The sequence below is a fragment of the Flavobacterium pisciphilum genome (assembly GCF_020905345.1).
In the GTDB taxonomy this organism is placed as follows: Bacteria; Bacteroidota; Bacteroidia; order Flavobacteriales; family Flavobacteriaceae; genus Flavobacterium; species Flavobacterium pisciphilum.
The window spans coordinates 443,005-459,154 of sequence record NZ_JAJJMO010000001.1 but is presented as its reverse complement, the minus strand read 5'-3'; the positions used below and the strand labels follow the sequence as shown (position 1 = coordinate 459,154).

The 16,150-nt window shown below is 31.6% G+C and carries 17 protein-coding genes; 7 read left to right on the top strand and 10 right to left on the bottom strand.

Going from position 1 to position 16,150, the window contains the following annotated elements:
- Positions 1-29: 29 nt before the first annotated feature.
- The 5 genes from nadB to LNQ49_RS01900 form a co-directional block, all read right to left on the bottom strand.
- On the bottom strand, positions 30-1,553 hold the full coding sequence (nadB, locus tag LNQ49_RS01920) for an L-aspartate oxidase (RefSeq protein ID WP_229987095.1): 1,524 nt from the start codon (positions 1,551-1,553) through the stop codon (positions 30-32).
- An 18-nt stretch (positions 1,554-1,571) separates the two neighbouring features.
- On the bottom strand, positions 1,572-2,504 hold the full coding sequence (gene nadA, locus LNQ49_RS01915) for a quinolinate synthase NadA (RefSeq protein ID WP_229987094.1): 933 nt from the start codon (positions 2,502-2,504) through the stop codon (positions 1,572-1,574).
- 450 nt (positions 2,505-2,954) lie between these two features.
- Complete coding sequence (locus tag LNQ49_RS01910; protein WP_229987093.1) at positions 2,955-3,581, bottom strand: MCP four helix bundle domain-containing protein; 627 nt, start codon at positions 3,579-3,581, stop codon at positions 2,955-2,957.
- 206 nt (positions 3,582-3,787) lie between these two features.
- The gene (locus LNQ49_RS01905; RefSeq protein ID WP_229987092.1) at positions 3,788-4,543 is read right to left on the bottom strand and encodes a metallophosphoesterase family protein; all 756 of its coding nucleotides are present in this window, start codon (positions 4,541-4,543) and stop codon (positions 3,788-3,790) included.
- Positions 4,540-5,706: an MFS transporter gene (locus LNQ49_RS01900; protein WP_229987091.1), complete on the bottom strand. Its 1,167-nt coding sequence runs from the start codon at positions 5,704-5,706 to the stop codon at positions 4,540-4,542. Before LNQ49_RS01900 ends, LNQ49_RS01905 begins: the two co-directional genes overlap by 4 nt.
- An 83-nt stretch (positions 5,707-5,789) precedes the next feature.
- Here LNQ49_RS01900 and LNQ49_RS23290 point away from each other — a divergent pair, with 83 nt between their 5' ends.
- Positions 5,790-6,650, top strand: a complete 861-nt coding sequence (locus tag LNQ49_RS23290; RefSeq protein WP_229987090.1) for an AraC family transcriptional regulator — start codon at positions 5,790-5,792, stop codon at positions 6,648-6,650.
- 62 nt (positions 6,651-6,712) lie between these two features.
- Here LNQ49_RS23290 and LNQ49_RS01890 read toward each other — a convergent pair whose 3' ends face one another.
- The 3 genes from LNQ49_RS01890 to LNQ49_RS01880 form a co-directional block, all read right to left on the bottom strand.
- Complete coding sequence (locus tag LNQ49_RS01890; protein WP_229987089.1) at positions 6,713-7,273, bottom strand: DUF2911 domain-containing protein; 561 nt, start codon at positions 7,271-7,273, stop codon at positions 6,713-6,715.
- Positions 7,274-7,346: 73 nt separating this feature from the next.
- Positions 7,347-8,036 carry a beta/alpha barrel domain-containing protein gene (locus LNQ49_RS01885; RefSeq protein ID WP_229987088.1) on the bottom strand — a complete coding sequence of 230 codons (690 nt, stop codon included), beginning with the start codon at positions 8,034-8,036 and terminating at the stop codon, positions 7,347-7,349.
- A 5-nt stretch (positions 8,037-8,041) separates the two neighbouring features.
- A complete protein-coding gene (locus LNQ49_RS01880; protein ID WP_229987087.1) occupies positions 8,042-8,491 on the bottom strand; it encodes a NanQ anomerase/TabA/YiaL family protein in 450 nt (149 codons plus the stop codon).
- A 282-nt stretch (positions 8,492-8,773) separates the two neighbouring features.
- Between LNQ49_RS01880 and LNQ49_RS01875 the strand changes: the two genes are divergently transcribed.
- Positions 8,774-9,811 carry a substrate-binding domain-containing protein gene (locus tag LNQ49_RS01875; protein WP_346432481.1) on the top strand — a complete coding sequence of 346 codons (1,038 nt, stop codon included), beginning with the start codon at positions 8,774-8,776 and terminating at the stop codon, positions 9,809-9,811.
- A 49-nt stretch (positions 9,812-9,860) separates the two neighbouring features.
- Here LNQ49_RS01875 and LNQ49_RS01870 read toward each other — a convergent pair whose 3' ends face one another.
- The gene (locus LNQ49_RS01870) at positions 9,861-10,547 is read right to left on the bottom strand and encodes a VIT1/CCC1 transporter family protein (RefSeq protein ID WP_229987086.1); all 687 of its coding nucleotides are present in this window, start codon (positions 10,545-10,547) and stop codon (positions 9,861-9,863) included.
- Between the two features lie 8 nt (positions 10,548-10,555).
- Positions 10,556-10,957 (bottom strand): hypothetical protein, encoded by a 402-nt coding sequence (locus LNQ49_RS01865; protein WP_229987085.1) that lies wholly within the window; start codon positions 10,955-10,957, stop codon positions 10,556-10,558.
- A 332-nt stretch (positions 10,958-11,289) separates the two neighbouring features.
- On the opposite strand from LNQ49_RS01865, the gene LNQ49_RS01860 reads away from it, so the two are divergent.
- The 5 genes from LNQ49_RS01860 to LNQ49_RS01840 all read left to right on the top strand — a co-directional run bounded on the left by LNQ49_RS01860 (position 11,290) and on the right by LNQ49_RS01840 (position 16,086).
- Positions 11,290-11,745: an Hsp20/alpha crystallin family protein gene (locus tag LNQ49_RS01860; protein ID WP_229987084.1), complete on the top strand. Its 456-nt coding sequence runs from the start codon at positions 11,290-11,292 to the stop codon at positions 11,743-11,745.
- A 245-nt stretch (positions 11,746-11,990) separates the two neighbouring features.
- Entirely contained in the window at positions 11,991-12,386 is a 396-nt protein-coding gene (locus tag LNQ49_RS01855) for a DoxX family protein (RefSeq protein ID WP_229987083.1), read from the top strand.
- Between the two features lie 491 nt (positions 12,387-12,877).
- Complete coding sequence (gene galK, locus LNQ49_RS01850) at positions 12,878-14,050, top strand: galactokinase (protein ID WP_229987082.1); 1,173 nt, start codon at positions 12,878-12,880, stop codon at positions 14,048-14,050.
- Positions 14,051-15,103: a UDP-glucose--hexose-1-phosphate uridylyltransferase gene (locus tag LNQ49_RS01845; RefSeq protein ID WP_229987081.1), complete on the top strand. Its 1,053-nt coding sequence runs from the start codon at positions 14,051-14,053 to the stop codon at positions 15,101-15,103.
- Positions 15,104-15,327: 224 nt separating this feature from the next.
- Entirely contained in the window at positions 15,328-16,086 is a 759-nt protein-coding gene (locus LNQ49_RS01840; RefSeq protein WP_229987080.1) for a dihydrodipicolinate reductase C-terminal domain-containing protein, read from the top strand.
- The last annotated feature ends 64 nt before the right edge of the window (positions 16,087-16,150 follow it).

Sequence of the window (16,150 nt, the reverse complement as noted above, 5' to 3'; positions counted from 1 at the left end):
GTATTCAGTGGGATTTTTGCAAATCATATTTAATATGATGGACTTTTTTTGAAATGCTGCTGCATATTGTCTTCTATAACAATTTTGGCTACTGTAATCATATTTGTAAATTCCACTAGCTGTGTTGTAATCTTTTGTTTTTCGAATAATAATGTGACAGTTTTCATTTTCATCGATTCTATTTTGTCTAGTATTTTTCTAAAATCGGCATCTTTATTATTGTAAAATGTAGTCATCAATGTTTGTAGTTCTTTTTTAAGTTCTACAAAATTATTTGAGTGCATATTAATTAAAGGCTCATCGAAATCTAACATGAGGTTTTTTGATGAAAAAGATACGTCATCGATAGTACTCTCAATATGTTCTGAAGCTTGGTGTGAGAAGACTAAAGCCTCTAATAATGAGTTTGAAGCCAGCCTATTTTTGCCATGTAATCCTGTTCTGGAACATTCGCCTATAGCATACAGGTTTTTTATGTTTGTTTCTGAATTTTTATTGACATTGATACCGCCACATTGATAATGTGCTACTGGAACAATAGGAATTAGGTCTATTTTTGGGTTTAATCCGATTGTCTGACAATAATCTGTAATGGATGGAAAATGAGAATAAAACGCTTCAAAATCCAAATGACGACAATCTAAATAAACATGCTGTTTTCCTGATGTTTCTAGTTCTTCGCTTATTGCTTGTGAAACAATATCTCTAGTTGCTAATTCCCCACGAGTATCATATTTGAATATAAAACGTTTTTTGTCTTCATTAACGATATGTGCTCCAAAACCTCTTACTGCTTCTGAAATTAAAAAGAATGGATTTTTATCTCCTTCATATAGTGCTGTGGGATGAAATTGGATGTATTGTATGTCTTTTATTAAGGCGCCTGCCCTTGATGCTATTGCAATTCCATCTCCTGTTGCAATTTCTGGATTTGTAGTATTCTTAAATAGCTGTCCACATCCTCCAGTGCTCAAAACTATAGTTTTAGCTTGTATGTATTTTATTCGATTATTGATTTTGTCACAATAAAAAGCTCCTGTACTATACGGATTGCCTTTGTTTTTTTTAGTATTTATATCAATAACCAAATGGTTTTCTAATAGTGTAATATTAGAGAGTTGATTTATGTTATCGATTAATTTCTTTTCAATTTCTGCTCCAGATACATCTTTATGATGCAAGATTCGATGTTGCGAATGTCCACCTTCTAAGCCTAAATTCCATATTCCTGATTTCTCTTTATCAAAAGAAACACCAATATCAATAAGCTCTTTTAATCGCTCTGGTGCTTGATTGATTACCATTTTTACAATTTCTTCATCACAAAGCCCTCCGCCAGATTGTATGGTATCTTGAATGTGTTGTTCAAAACTATCGCCAATTTGATCAGTAACTACGGCAATGCCTCCTTGTGCCATTTGCGTATTGGAGTTTTGAGCTTTTTCTTTTGTCATTATTGTGATAGACAAATCGGGGCGTTTTTTTGCTGTTTTTATGGCAAAAAATAAACCTGCTATTCCTGAACCAATTATAAGTATATCTGCTTTCTTCATTTTGATTAATTTAGATATTTAAGGCATATTGAGCATTCTGTTTATAGGCTTTATAGCTTCTACTCGTAATTCTTCATTGATGCTAATTTCTGGACTTTCATTTTTCAGACATAAATAAAGCTTTTCTAAAGTGTTGACTTTCATAAAAGCACATTCGCTGCATGCGCAGGTATTATCTTCGTGTGATGGAGCCGGAATAATTATTTTTTGCGGTGCGTCTTTCGCAAGTTGGTGTAGGATTCCTGCTTCTGTTGCTACAATAAAAGTTGTAGCTGGATCATTCTTGATAAAATTGAGCATTCCGGATGTTGACCCAATATAATGTGCTGTTTCCAGAATATGCCTTTCTGATTCTGGATGGGCAACAATTTTTGCGGTCGGGTTTGTATTGTATATTTCGATTAATTTATCGAGTGAAAATGCCTCATGAACAATGCATGAACCATCCCAAAGTAATAAATCGCGATTTGTTTCTTTTTTTAGATACATCCCTAAATTTTTATCAGGAGCAAAAATTATCTCTTGTTCTTTTGGAATTGCTTCTATAATTTTTTTTGCATTGGAGGAAGTGCATACCCAATCACTCATCGCTTTTATTTCTGCCGAAGAATTGATATAGGTAACTACTACATGTTTTGGGAATAACTCTTTTAATTTCTTAAAATTAGTAGGGGAGCATCCATCTGCCAAAGAACATCCTGCAGTGAGATCTGGTAAGAGTACTTTTTTATTTGGGTTGATAATTTTGGCTGTTTCTGCCATGAAATATACTCCTGCAAAAACGATTGTAGCTGCATCTGTAGTAGCTGCCTTTTTTGATAATTCAAGACTATCACCTACAAAATCGGCAATATCTTGTATGTCTTTTTCTTGATAATAATGAGCGAGGATAACCGCATTTTTTTCTTGTTTTAAACGATTTATTTCAGAAATTAAAAATGATTTATCCATGTATTTATTTTTATCGATATTCTTAAACTACATGTGCAGAATATCTAAATTATCTTATTTACTTTTTTAACTGAATTTTGAAATAAAAAACTTCCAAACCGAAAACGTATTTTATAAATTGCCTTGCTTTGATGGGGGGCAACGACAGTTTTTTACAATTTTAAAAATATTGTATTCGATCTAGAAGAAAATTATTCCTTAATTTTTACTACAATTGTTCTTATAACATTTTAAATCTTAATTATTTAAAATATAATTATGGGATTTTACTTTGTAAAGATATTGTTGAACCAAATTTTATTTCATGATTTAAATCATGAAATGGATTTTTTTGATTTAATATTTAAATTTGATGAAGTAGGAGGTCATAAAACATAAAGAAAACCCGTGAATGCAAGTTTTATTTTTTGCATTCACGGGCTTAAAAAGTTTAAGTAACGCGTTTTTTGACTAATTAAGACTAGGTCCTTCGGGAATTTTAATGACGCGTTTGTGTCTTTTGGTTAGTAACAAATAGATTATGGCAATACCCAAAACTATTAAAAGGGCAATTTCTAGTTGTGCCAGCATATTGTACTGATTATATGTTTTATTAGCATTTTCTAATTGTAATTTGGCTTCGTCTACCTGAATTTTAGAAAGGGATTCTAAAGTAACTAATGCTTGATCTGCCAGTTTTTCAACTTCTTGCCATTGCTTTTTTTGTGCTTGCTTGTTTATTTTGTCACAGATAGCAATAAAAACTCCAAAATCTTCTTTCTCTTTGGGAGTTAAAACTGTTTTATGGTATAATAAGTTTATTGCCTTTATATTATGAATAGATGTAATAATTGCATCGGCTTTTTCGGTGTCATTATTGTTTTTGACAGCACTTGCTTTTACAAGGTTTAATTCATTAGCATAATGAAAAATATAGGTCGAAACTACTAAACGATCTTTATAAATTGCATTGATGTTTTCGTTGGTGGTTTCGGCGTTTCGTAGTGTGTTAAAGGTACTTAGTATTATAATTAACATTACAATTGCCAGTATAAATGCGGCTTTTGTTTTTTTACTACTGTTTTTTAAACCCATCATATTGTGTTGATTTGTATCGCAATATAATATTTATTTAAATGATTTTGTTGTTTATATATAAAATATAGCTGTTGGATGTGATTTATAAAGGCCCTTTTTAGATAGAATAGCATTGATTTTAAAACGAATGACATTTCTATAAAATTATGACTTTTTGATACCTTTTTTATTTACGCCAAGTATGATTTGGAAGTTAAATAATTGAATTATACTGTTATGTCTTTTTTTAGAAATTCAGAATAAAAATTCGGAATAGGACTTTCTTCTATTGCTCTTATTACTTCTTCTATCGGATACCTTAGTTTGATAATTTCAGGAACAATTTCTTCTCCATTAATATGTAATATTAAATATGTTGCCAATGGATTGTTTTCTCTGGAACGACCTACAGAACCACAATTTATTAAGGTTCCAGCGGGAGAATTTTCAGTAGCTTCTACATGTCTTACGTATGGTTTGTGGGTGTGTCCCATAATAATGATGTCAGCTTTTTCATGAGCAAGCATCGATTGAATATCTGCTAGGTCATGATTTTCGTAAATATATTCATCGTTGCTTCTGGTGCTGGCGTGTACTAATAGAACTTTTGTGTTTTTCCCTGAAACTATAAAGTTTAGGGTAAACCTTTCGGGAAGTGTTTTTAAGAATTCTTTATTTTCAGGTTTTATACTTTGCTTTGTATAATTTATCCCGTTAGTACGCGCTTCTCTTTCCTCTGGATTGTGTTTTGGTAATGGGGTTACTTCATAATCAAAAGCAATACGCTCGTCATGGTTGCCCATTAAGCAAGGGATTTCTAATTCTTTAATTTGTTCTATAACTTCATTGTGCCAAGGTGCAAAATCGACTAAATCCCCTAAGCAATATATTTGATCTACATTTCTTTGTTTTATATCTTCTAGAACTGTTTTTAGTGCTGGTAAATTGCCATGTATATCACTAATTATTGCTATGTTCTTCATGCTTTACGTTTGTTTGAAAAAATTACTATTATTAATGCAATACTACTCCATAAAAGCATTTGCCATGTTGCCATATCCCATTTTCCTAATTTCCAACTCAAAAGTCCGAAGTAAGTACCAATTGCAGCACCAATAAAATAGGTTGTCATGTATATGGTATTTAGTCTACTATGTGCTTCTTCGTGTAAACTATATATACGTGTAAAATTAGTAATTTGGGTTGCTTGTACACCAATATCTAAAAAGAAAACACTAAGTATTAAAACAGGAATAGAATACGGGAATAATTTTAGGAGTATAATGCTTCCTATAATCATAGAAACAGTTGTGATTAACGAGCTTCTTACATTGCCTTTATCAGCTATTTTGCCAAAATATGGAGCAACCAATGCACCACCGATAGCAATTAAACCAAAGAGTCCTATTATTCCTGTATGATAATTTAAAGGTGGACTGCTAAGATGAAAAGTAAGTGTTGTCCAAAAGGAGCAAAACACACCAAATGTGAATGAACCTAAAAGCGCTGTTTGTCTTAAAACTGGATATTTTGGGATGAGTGCCAAAGTTGATTTGATAAGATGAAAATAGCTGCCTTTAAATTTTGAAGGCACTTCTGGTAAGTACAGCTTTAGCATAAGTGTAACGGCAAGTACCATTATTCCAGATATCCCAAAAACATAACGCCATCCAAGCAGTTCTGTTATAAAACCGCTAATGACACGTGCTCCTAATATTCCAACCAAGATTCCGCTAAAGACTACGCCTACATTTTTACCTCTATTTTCTTTACCCAAAGTTGCAGCCATAGGCAGTATAATTTGTGCAGGTGTTGAGAATAGACCAACAAAAAAGCTTAGAATATATAATGCCGTTAATGACGATGTTAGTGTTATAAAAAACAAAGTGAGTACCAATAAACCGCATAATAATAGGATAAGATTTTTTCGATTGACTTTATCTCCAAGAGGAAGCAAAAAGAACATTCCTAGTCCATATCCTAACTGAGACAGCATCGAAATTTTTCCAATTTGCGTTTCGGTTACTTTAAGCGATAAAGCAATTGCTTGAAGTATGGGTTGGTTATAATATATATTGGCAACGATTACACCTGCTGATACCGCCATAAGTGGAATCACTGCTAGCTTGAAACTTGTTTTTGTCATAAACTTTTTTTGCAAAGCTATCGTACTCTTAAAACTAAAAATTGTACATTTAAACTCTATTTTTGTAAAAAAAACAACAATTAGTGGAACGGTTTATTCAGCATACTCCTTTATTTATTCGGCATTTTACAACCGAAACATGGCCGTTTCCGGTTCATAATCACAATCATTTTGAGCTTGTTTTTATTCACTCAGGTAATGGATTGCATCAGCTAAATGGAGGTGAAGTGACGTATAAAGGCCCTTGCATTTTTTTGTTATGTCCATCAGACTACCATCTTTTTATAATAGATAAAGAAACGGAGTTTAGTGTATTAAAATTTAACAATCGTTATCTTGACGGAACATCATCTGATACTGCTAAAAATGAATGGAATAAAGTCTTAGATCAATTGCTTGGTATAAGTAATACTCAGGATGGGAAACTGGTTGACTCTGCCCAAGAGTTAGACAAAATAAATCATCTTATGCGGCTGATTGTTAGCGAATGGGATGGAGGGAGTAAGAATGGTTCTCACGAAGTCCTTCTGTATCTAATACGTAGTGTATTTGCGGTAATCAAGAAAAATGCTTTTCAGTCTTTAGGTACTAATGCAATTTTGAATGAAGGCTTGCTTGTTGGGATTATGAATTATATACACAAGGAGATTCGTGTGCCAACTAATTTGAATCTGATGGTTTTATCAACTCATTTTAATATGGCTCCCAATCATTTAAGTAGTTTGTTTAAGCGACAAACGGGTGGCTCTATTAAAAAATATATTGATGATTATAAGTATAAATTGATTGAAAATCGTCTGAAACACAGTGCTGTTTTAATGAAGGAAATAAGTAATGAGTTTGGATTTTCGGATGTAAGTCATTTTAATAAATTTCTAAAAAAACAAACTGGGCTTAATCCAAAGGATGTTCGGAAAATGTATAATGTGAGAAGTGAAATGTAAAACATGAAAAATTAAATTTTTATTTTTTTACAAACTACATTTCACTTCCCAGACTGTATTAATTATTTAATAGTTATCGGAACTTCAACAGTTGTTTTATCCCAACCAATTACTAGATTGGCTACTGAACCTTTGTTGGTAAAAGCAATTGATAAAGCTTCAATTGGAGTAGATACTGTTTTAATTGGAACAATTACTCTAACAATATCTTTACTTTCATCATAAGCATATGCACCCCATAAATCTATTTCGCTATTGATAATAACGGTCCATTTGTCTTTTTCAGGAATGGCAAACAAACTATAAGTTCCAGGAAGAATGTTTACACCCCCGATTGTAACAGGTTTGTAAAATTTGATTTCTGTGTTTTCGTTAGCCCCAACACGCCAAACTTTACCAAACGGTATTAGCTCTCCAAAAATGGCACGCCCTTTTGCTGAGGGTCTTGAATAGACAACCTTGATGAGAGCAGATGGGCTATCTGTTTTTTTAGATTTAACTGCTTTATTTGGATAATAGCTAATGTCAACTGGACTTGTATCCAATGGTGCGAAATTAACATCTTGTGCATTAACTGAAAATGCTGTCAATAAGATAATTAAAAGTAAATTAAAGTTTTTCATAGTCATAATGGTTATAATAGTTTACACAAAGTAAGAAAATATTGAAGAGAAATCATATTATTCTTTTTCTTTTTTAATACGACTTATAGTGTTTTAAATGATTGTTTTGAATGATCTCAATCATTTGCAAAACCTTTCTAGTTTCGTTCTCTATACCATCGTAATCTCCGTTGTCTGTACGTTCTTTAGTAATGAGTTTACTTCCCAATCCAACTGCTGAAACTCCTGCAGAAAACCAGCTCTGAATGCTAGTGTGTGTGGTATCAACACCGCCAGTTGTCATAAAACATAGTGAAGGGAATAGGTCTTTAATGTTACTCATGAATTTGGGCGTTAGAATGTTTCCCGGAAAAAGTTTTATAAATTTAATTCCAGCATTCTCAGCAGTTATAATTTCTGTAGGTGTCATGCATCCGGGACAATAAAGTACTTTTTTGCTTTGTAAAAATTGGGCAACTTCGGGAACGAAACCGGGGCTTATAAAAAAATCAGCCCCAATAGTGTAATATTCTTTTGCTTGCTCAATGTTTTTTATGGTTCCAATTCCTAATAGCATTCCGGGCACTTCTATATCTCTAATAGCTACCATTTTTTTGAAATTTGCTACTGCTTCAGGACCTCTATTGGTATATTCTACCGCTTTTATTCCTGCTTTATAGAGTGCTCTTAGAATGGCTAAACTAATGATCTCATCCGTGTTGAAGTAAAGCGGAAGAATTCCCTGTCTTGTTATTGTGTCTATTGTATTCTGAATGTTATCCATACTATTTATATTTTAACTTTGATTACAATTTTTTTCAACATTCCATCACCAATCATTGCGGCGTGAACATCTTCGGGATATAAAATAGCGAACTGTTTTTCATGTAATTGAAAAAACATATCAGGAGCATCATGAAAAAAACGTACATCTTTCTCTTTGCTATAGTCTCCGTTTGGGTTATTGCATTTTTCTCTAGGCTTCCAAGCAAAAGTTTCGGGGCCTTTTATTGAAATTTGTATGTCGATATTTTCATCATGACATTCAAAACCTTTGATGCTTTTTTGCTTAGAGGTGCCTTCGCCTATAATAACTATTGCTTTTAAGCCAGTTCCAATTTCGTATGTTCCTTCGGTTAGATTGTTTATATTATTTTTGTTTACGTAGTCAAATGCTCTTTTGAAATTTGGGTGTAAACTGTAGTATTTTGAAGCATTATTTAATGAATCTATTATCATTTTTAAGATTTAGTATTGTTGATTTTGATAGTTATAACGAATTGTTTTGTTTGCTATTTTATATAATGTGCTTCAAATGGATCCGGTTTATGTAGTTTGATTGGAATGGTAGCGAAAGCCAGTGTGGTATTTCGCTAAAAAATATATTTTTTTGACCTATTGTAATTTTACATGTACGCATATGGTTATTGTAAATATGTATATAAAGTTAGCGAAAATAAGTTGTCTTCAGTAAAAAAATAATATTTTTACATTTTGTAAAAGAGTTTTAACTTAAAGACAATTAGCATTATAACAATTAAAAAAATAGCAGAACTGGCCAATGTATCAACGGGAACTGTTGATAGGATAATCCATAATCGTGGGCAAGTTGCCAAGGTTAATGTGGATAAAGTAAATGCTATAATTAAGGAATACGGATACGAACGAAATGTTTTGGCGAGTACCCTTACATTGAATAAAAAATTTCATTTTGCTGTTTTTTTACCTAAATACGATAATTCAGATTATTGGAAGAGCCAAATTGCAGGAATAGAAAGAGCCGCTTTAGAGTTTGGTAAATTTGGAGTAGTTTTGGATTATTTCTTTTATAATCTTAATACCACTTCTTTTAAGAAAACGTTGAAGAAAGTATTAGAGTTTGATTGTGATGGATTATTATTTGCTCCAATTTTCTATGAGGAATCTGTTTGTTTTCTTAGCAAATATGAAAATAAAGACATTCCGATTGTTATGATTGACTCTAAAATTGCTAGCGATAAGGAACATGCTTATGTTGGTCAAGATGCTTTTCAGAGTGGTTATTTGGCAGGTAGATTAATTAGTTTTGCCGAAAAGGATCAAAGAGAAGTGCTTATTTTTAATATTGCTAGAGAAATAGAAAACACTTCGGTTTATTTGCAGCGTATTTATGGATTTTATTCTTTTTTTAAGGATCATAAAGAGCTTTTAAATTTTAATTTTTCGGAAGTTACAATCAAAAATTCTGGAATGAATGAATTGAATGAAGCTATTTTTTCGGGTATTAATAACGTTTTTATAACCAATTCTAGAGCTCATATTGTGGCTAAGTTTCTGAAAGAAAAAAATATTACAGGAATTCGTATTGTTGGATATGATTTACTAGATGATAATATTGAATATTTAAATAGTGGAATGATTGATTTTTTAATTAATCAAAGACCAGAAGAGCAGGGGTATATGGGAATTAATTATTTGTATAAAAAAATAGTATTGCATGAACCTGTTGAGAACACTCATCATATTCCTCTTGAGGTTATTCTAAAAGAAAATTATTTCCCTACGAACAAAAAGGGTTAAGTTAAGTTTGCACAAACATATCCCACATCTTACATCCAATATTTTACATTTATATATTTACTCCAAAAATGTAACCTACCAATGCAGATACGCCCATTGCAAAAGTACCCCAAATAGAAATTCTTACTATAGCTTTGATGGTGTTAGAACCTCCAACTTTGGCAGCTAAGGCACCAGAAAGGGCAAGAAAGATTATGGCAAAAGCATATTGTGATATAACAATATCTTTAAGCGGAGCAAAAATAGAAACAAGTAGAGGTAGAATTCCACCTACGATGAATGATGCCGCCGAAGCAAAAGCGGCTTGCAGTGGTCTTGCTTGGGTAATTTCGTTGATACCCAATTCATCTCTAGCATGTGATTCTAATGCGTTATGAGCTGTTAATTGTGTGGCTACTTCTCTAGCAAGTTCAGGGGATAGTCCTCTTTTTTCATAGATATCAGATAGCTCTAATAGTTCTAGTTCAGGCATGGTTTCTAATGCTATACGCTCTCTTTCGAGATCAGCAGTTTCAATATCAGATTGGGAACTTACTGAAACATATTCGCCAGCAGCCATAGATAAAGCACCAGCTACCAAACCAGCAAGAGTTGCCAAAATAATGGGTTCTCGAGTACTACTTGCAGCAGCAATACCAATAGCTAAACTAGTAGTTGATAAAATACCATCATTAGCACCAAGCACAGCTGCCCGAACCCAACCACTCCTGTTTATATAATGCTGTTCCATTTCCATAACACTAATTATTTTTCTGGGAGGGTTTTGGTGTATTCTTCTTGAGTTTTTTGAACCCCACCAAAACTATCTTTTAAAGCATTTTTTACTTGTAAATGAGTCTTATTGCCAAAAGCTTTTTTCCAATCATTAAAGTCGAAAATATGTATTTCTTTTGCGTAAATGTTTGTAGCAAAGGTGATTCGAGATATCGAATATTTATATGATTTTAGCTCATGTGATACTTGTCGGTTTGGGACAATAATGAGTATTGTTTCCCACTGCAAATAATCTTTCGGAATATCTTTGCGCTTATCTAAGCCCATTGCATCAAATAATAACTTAATTTTTTCATCATTAAGTTTATTTATTTTATTGTCTATTGCAGAGAGACCCTTCCTTAACACGGCTTCATTTTCAATAGTACTCATGGTGATAATTTTATAATTCAATTAATAAAATTAATATTAAAAAATCGCAAAGTGTCACGTTAGGTGGTTAGACTGGTTCTAAATTTTAGGAGTGGATAATTTTGCTTGATTTTAAATGATTTAGCATAATTTCAATATACGTAAAAATACACGAATATGTCATTTTGACATCTTTAATTCTTTGATTTTTGTGTTTTTATGTCAATAATTCATTTATTTATGAGAAAAAACAGGTTTTTATGATTTGGTATTTATTTTGTTATATCCCAAGTGTTGAATGAAATTTTTAATGATTATTAAATTATTGTATAACTATTAAAAACTAAATCATCATGTTAAGTATCAGAAAAAACGGAAACAATTCACAATCATTCCCATCATTATTATTAGATGATATTTTTGGTCGTGAACTTTTTAACTGGGAAAACAGCAATTTTTCGGCTACAAGTACAACAGTACCATCAATAAATATCAAAGAAAATGCCGAAAATTTTGAAGTAGAACTTGCTGCACCAGGAATGGATAAAAATGATTTTAAAGTTACTCTTGACGATAATTTATTGACAATATCATCAAGTAAAAAAGATGAAAAAGAAACAGTTGAAGATAATTTCACTCGTCGAGAATTTAGTTATCAATCATTCCAACGAAGTTTTGAATTACCAAACAACGTTGTTGATGAAGAAAATATAAAAGCGCATTATGATAACGGACTTTTGCACCTTGTTATTCCTAAAAAAGAAGAAGCAAAGGAAAATAAAGCTCCGCGAGTAATTGAAATTAGTTAATTCTAAGTTCGATGACTCCTAATTTGATTACATTTAGTTTTTTTAATAAGGGTTGTCTCAATTATGAGGCAGCCCTTATTTTTTTATGATGCGTAATGGTTTGTTGTACTATTAATATATTGTAGTTATTTGGATATGCAGAGATTGCAGTTTTTTAATTTTTATTCACTAAATTTAATGATTCCTATTATTCTAAAGATTTATTATAAAATAAAAAATTATCAATTTAATTAATACTTTTTACTATGAATTATATCCCTTTAATCGGTAGAATCTTATTTAGTGCAATTTTTATGTATTCTTCAATCGCAAACTTTTCAGATTACTATATTTATGAAGCGACAACAAAAGGAATACCATCTTCTTATATATTAGTTCCCTTGGTTGGGATTTTTGAATTACTGGGAGGATTAAGTATCTTAACTGGATTTATGGCCAAATGGGGGGCATGGTTAATAATTCTAATTCTTTTACCAGTAACAATTTTTATGCATGATTTTTGGAATATCGAAGATCCAGTTCGTTATCAATTTGTTCTTATGACTTTTATGAGAAACTTATCCATTATTGGTGCTGCATTAATGATCTCATTTTTTGGCGCAGGACCATATAGTTTTGACGAATATAAAGCTAGATTATAATTAGTATCTCATTTTAATAAAACAAGAAAAGCAAAATCCAATTGGATTTTGCTTTTTTTATTTGCTTTCTGGATGGGGATAAACTGTCTTTGCACCAACCAATTTGTTGACTCCATACTGTATAAACTATACCAGTTACTTAATATAATGAGGAACTTAAAATTATTTCAAAGGAATATTTCTTTATAATTTTGTTATTTTTCGATTCAGGCTTTTGCCCCATGTTTGCTGGTATTTCCGCATGTTTTAGATATAAAAAAATAGTATTTCCTTGTCACGATAATGCCATAATTTCAAAGAATTTATTTTTATTTTTTTAAACCAGTAGGTACTAGTAGGATTTTTTTATATAAGTATTTATTTTTGATTTTCTATAAATTGCAAATAATTAATATTTTAGCTTTTGTTTTAAGCTTTTTGTTATTGAATTTTATAGATGCTTAAAAATCTGTAACAATTAACCAATAAATGATACTAATCAATAAATAATAATGAATGATATTTTAATCCAGAATACAACTCGTTTTTTTAAAGAAAAATTTGGGAACGAACCGCAAAAAATTGTTCTTTCACCAGGAAGAATTAATATAATAGGTGAACATATTGATTACAATGATGGATATGTTTTGCCAGCAGCTATCGATAAGGTTATTTGTTTTGCTTTAGAAAAAAACAATTCCCAAAAAGCAAAAGTATACGCAATAGACTTAAATGATGAATTTGAATTTGATTTAACAAAAGAAATTCAATTGAGTGACGTTGTGTGGACAAATTATATTTTGGGTGTTGTAAAACAATTACAAGATAACGGATTTTCTTTAGAAGGTTTTAATTGCGTTTTTAGTAGCAACATTCCGGTTGGTTCAGGATTATCATCTTCGGCAGCATTAGAATGTGGAATGATTTATGGAATAAAAGCACTTTTTGAGCTTGCTATAAAAAAGGTTGATATTGCATTATTAGGGCAAAAAGCAGAGCACTGGGTAGGGATTAATTGTGGTATTATGGACCAATTTTCAAGTGTTCATGGCCTTGAAAATAAAGTTCTCAAATTAGACTGTAAAACGTTGGAATTTGAATACCATGAGGCAAATTTTAATGATTATGCCTTGGTATTATTTGATAGTAACGTAAAACATTCGCTATTTACATCGGAGTATAATACACGTCGGGAAGAATGTGAAAAAGGGCTGTCGATAATTAAAAAGAACTTTCCTGAAATAAAAAGTTTTAGAGATTGTACAGAAAATCAATTATTGAGTATCCGAGATAAAATGGATGAAACTGTTTTTAAAAGGGTACATTATGTTGTAAAAGAAATTAGTAGGGTCGCACAAGCTTGTGATGCTCTTGATAAAGGCGATATTGAGCTATTAGGACAGCTACTATTTGAAACTCACAATGGCTTATCTAATGAATATGAGGTAAGTTGTGAAGAATTAGATATGCTTGTTGCAACTGCAAAAGAGGATGACGCCATAATAGGCTCTAGATTAATGGGGGGAGGTTTTGGGGGTTGCACCATCAATTTAATTAAAAAAGGACAAGAAATTGAGGTAAAAAATAAGTTTTCATCCCTTTATTTAGATATATTTGGGATTGAATTAAAATTTTACGACGTAAAAATAGGAAACGGAACATCACTTTACACCTTAGATAAATAAATGAGAAACTTTAACATTAATGAAGATCCCCACAGAAGGTATAATCCATTACTCAACGAATGGGTTCTAGTTTCGCCCCATAGAGAAAAACGCCCTTGGCAAGGACAAAATGAGCTCGTTGTTACAGAGCCATTGCCAAAATACGATTCAACTTGTTATTTGTGTCCAGAGAATGTGAGAGCAAACGGAATAAACAATCCTAAATATGAAGGTAGTTTTGTTTTCGACAATGATTTTGCTGCTATGAAGCAAGATGAAATTATATATGAAGAAGATATTAAATATACTTTTTTCTTAGCTAAACCAGAAAGAGGAATATCACGAGTAGTTTGTTTTTCGCCTAGACATGACCTTACATTGCCAGAAATGGAGATTAAGGACATTGAAAATATTATTAAAACGTGGCAAAAAGAATATACTGATTTAGGTGCAATTAAATACATAAATTATGTTCAGATTTTTGAAAATAAAGGAAGCGTTATGGGATGTAGTAATCCTCACCCGCATGGACAAATTTGGGCACAATCATCATTACCTACTCAGGTAGAAAAAACACAAACTAGTTTAAAGAACTATTTCGATAAATACGAAAACACACTTTTAGAAGATTATCTAAAAGCTGAATTAAAAAAAGAAAGCCGAATTGTTATTGAAAACGATCACTTTGTAGCTTTGGTTCCATTTTGGGCTGTATGGCCGTATGAGACTATGATTATAAGTAAGAGAGTTTTTGGAAGGATAACAGATTTTACTGCTGAAGAAGCAGTTTCATTTGCTACAATTTTGAAGCAGCTAACCACAAAATACGATAATATTTTTGGTACATCTTTCCCTTATTCATCTGGAATTCACCAAGCGCCTACAGATGGGAATGAACACCCAGAATGGCATTTTCATATGCATTTTTATCCACCTTTGTTACGATCAGCTTCTGTTAAGAAATTCATGGTTGGATACGAAATGTTAGGAGAGTCACAACGAGATTTAACTCCTGAAAAAAGTGCTGCTGTTTTAAGAGAACAATCAAATGTTCATTATAAAATGGAGTCATAATTTTTTCAAACAAATAACGTTTTACTACTCACTTGCACTTGCTTTTTTTCATAATTCAAGTGTTCTATAAAAGAGTTCTCTATTAAGAATAAGGAAGCGAAAGCTTCCTTATTTTGTTTTTTTACCCTATTTTTACTTAAATAGTATTAATTATCAGTTTGTTTAGTCGTAAAATTAAAAAAATTACATGCGAAATAAATTGTGAATCATTTAAATAAAAAGATATGAAAATAGGATTAATAGGATTTGGGAAAACAGGAAAATCAGTAGCTTCTGTGTTACTAGAAAATAAGATTTTTTGTTTAGAATGGGTTTTAAGACAAAGTACTGTACTAGAGCATCGATCAGTTCCAGAATTTTTTGGAGTTCCATCGGAAGAGCCAGGATTAATATATTCAAGTTCTAAAACAACAATGAAAGAGCTTTTAGATAAACATCCAGTAGATATTATAATTGATTTTTCTTCAAGTTTGGGTATTCATACTTATGGAGAAATTGCAGCTCAAAGAGGAATTAAAATTATATCGGCTATATCTCATTATACAGAGAAAGAGTTAAAGCTTTTAAAAGAATTAGCCATTAAAACAACAGTGTTTTGGTCTCCAAATATTACTTTGGGAGTAAATTATTTATTATTTGCAGCCAAATTTTTGAAGAAAATAGCTCCTTGGGTAGATATTGAAGTAAATGAAGAACATTTTAAACTAAAGCAAGGAACTTCAGGTACAGCTATTAAAATTGCAGAAGCTCTAGATGTTGAAAAAGAAAATATAAATTCAGTTAGGGCAGGAGGTATCGTAGGAAAACATGAAGTAATATTTGGATTTCCATATCAAACGGTGCGGCTTATTCACGAATCGATTTCGAGGGAAGCATTTGGAACAGGCATTGTCTTTGTAGCCGAAAACATAGAAAACAAAGATATTGGACTGTATAATTTTGAGGATATTTTGGCACCTTACTTTCAAACAGACTGCCAGTAACTAAATAACCCATAGAAGCATTGATTTAAATGAGTGTTTCTATGGGTTTAAAGCAAAAAATAAC

Bases quoted from the DNA above. Each gene is read 5' to 3' on its own strand.
- nadB (WP_229987095.1), bottom strand. From the start codon at position 1,553: ATGAAGAAAGCAGATATACTTATAATTGGTTCAGGAATAGCAGGTTTA.
- nadA (WP_229987094.1), bottom strand. From the start codon at position 2,504: ATGGATAAATCATTTTTAATTTCTGAAATAAATCGTTTAAAACAAGAA.
- LNQ49_RS01910 (WP_229987093.1), bottom strand. From the start codon at position 3,581: ATGATGGGTTTAAAAAACAGTAGTAAAAAAACAAAAGCCGCATTTATA.
- LNQ49_RS01905 (WP_229987092.1), bottom strand. From the start codon at position 4,543: ATGAAGAACATAGCAATAATTAGTGATATACATGGCAATTTACCAGCA.
- LNQ49_RS01900 (WP_229987091.1), bottom strand. From the start codon at position 5,706: ATGACAAAAACAAGTTTCAAGCTAGCAGTGATTCCACTTATGGCGGTA.
- LNQ49_RS01890 (WP_229987089.1), bottom strand. From the start codon at position 7,273: ATGAAAAACTTTAATTTACTTTTAATTATCTTATTGACAGCATTTTCA.
- LNQ49_RS01885 (WP_229987088.1), bottom strand. From the start codon at position 8,036: ATGGATAACATTCAGAATACAATAGACACAATAACAAGACAGGGAATT.
- LNQ49_RS01880 (WP_229987087.1), bottom strand. From the start codon at position 8,491: ATGATAATAGATTCATTAAATAATGCTTCAAAATACTACAGTTTACAC.
- LNQ49_RS01870 (WP_229987086.1), bottom strand. From the start codon at position 10,547: ATGGAAATGGAACAGCATTATATAAACAGGAGTGGTTGGGTTCGGGCA.
- LNQ49_RS01865 (WP_229987085.1), bottom strand. From the start codon at position 10,957: ATGAGTACTATTGAAAATGAAGCCGTGTTAAGGAAGGGTCTCTCTGCA.
- LNQ49_RS01860 (WP_229987084.1), top strand. From the start codon at position 11,290: ATGTTAAGTATCAGAAAAAACGGAAACAATTCACAATCATTCCCATCA.
- LNQ49_RS01855 (WP_229987083.1), top strand. From the start codon at position 11,991: ATGAATTATATCCCTTTAATCGGTAGAATCTTATTTAGTGCAATTTTT.
- galK (WP_229987082.1), top strand. From the start codon at position 12,878: ATGAATGATATTTTAATCCAGAATACAACTCGTTTTTTTAAAGAAAAA.
- LNQ49_RS01845 (WP_229987081.1), top strand. From the start codon at position 14,051: ATGAGAAACTTTAACATTAATGAAGATCCCCACAGAAGGTATAATCCA.
- LNQ49_RS01840 (WP_229987080.1), top strand. From the start codon at position 15,328: ATGAAAATAGGATTAATAGGATTTGGGAAAACAGGAAAATCAGTAGCT.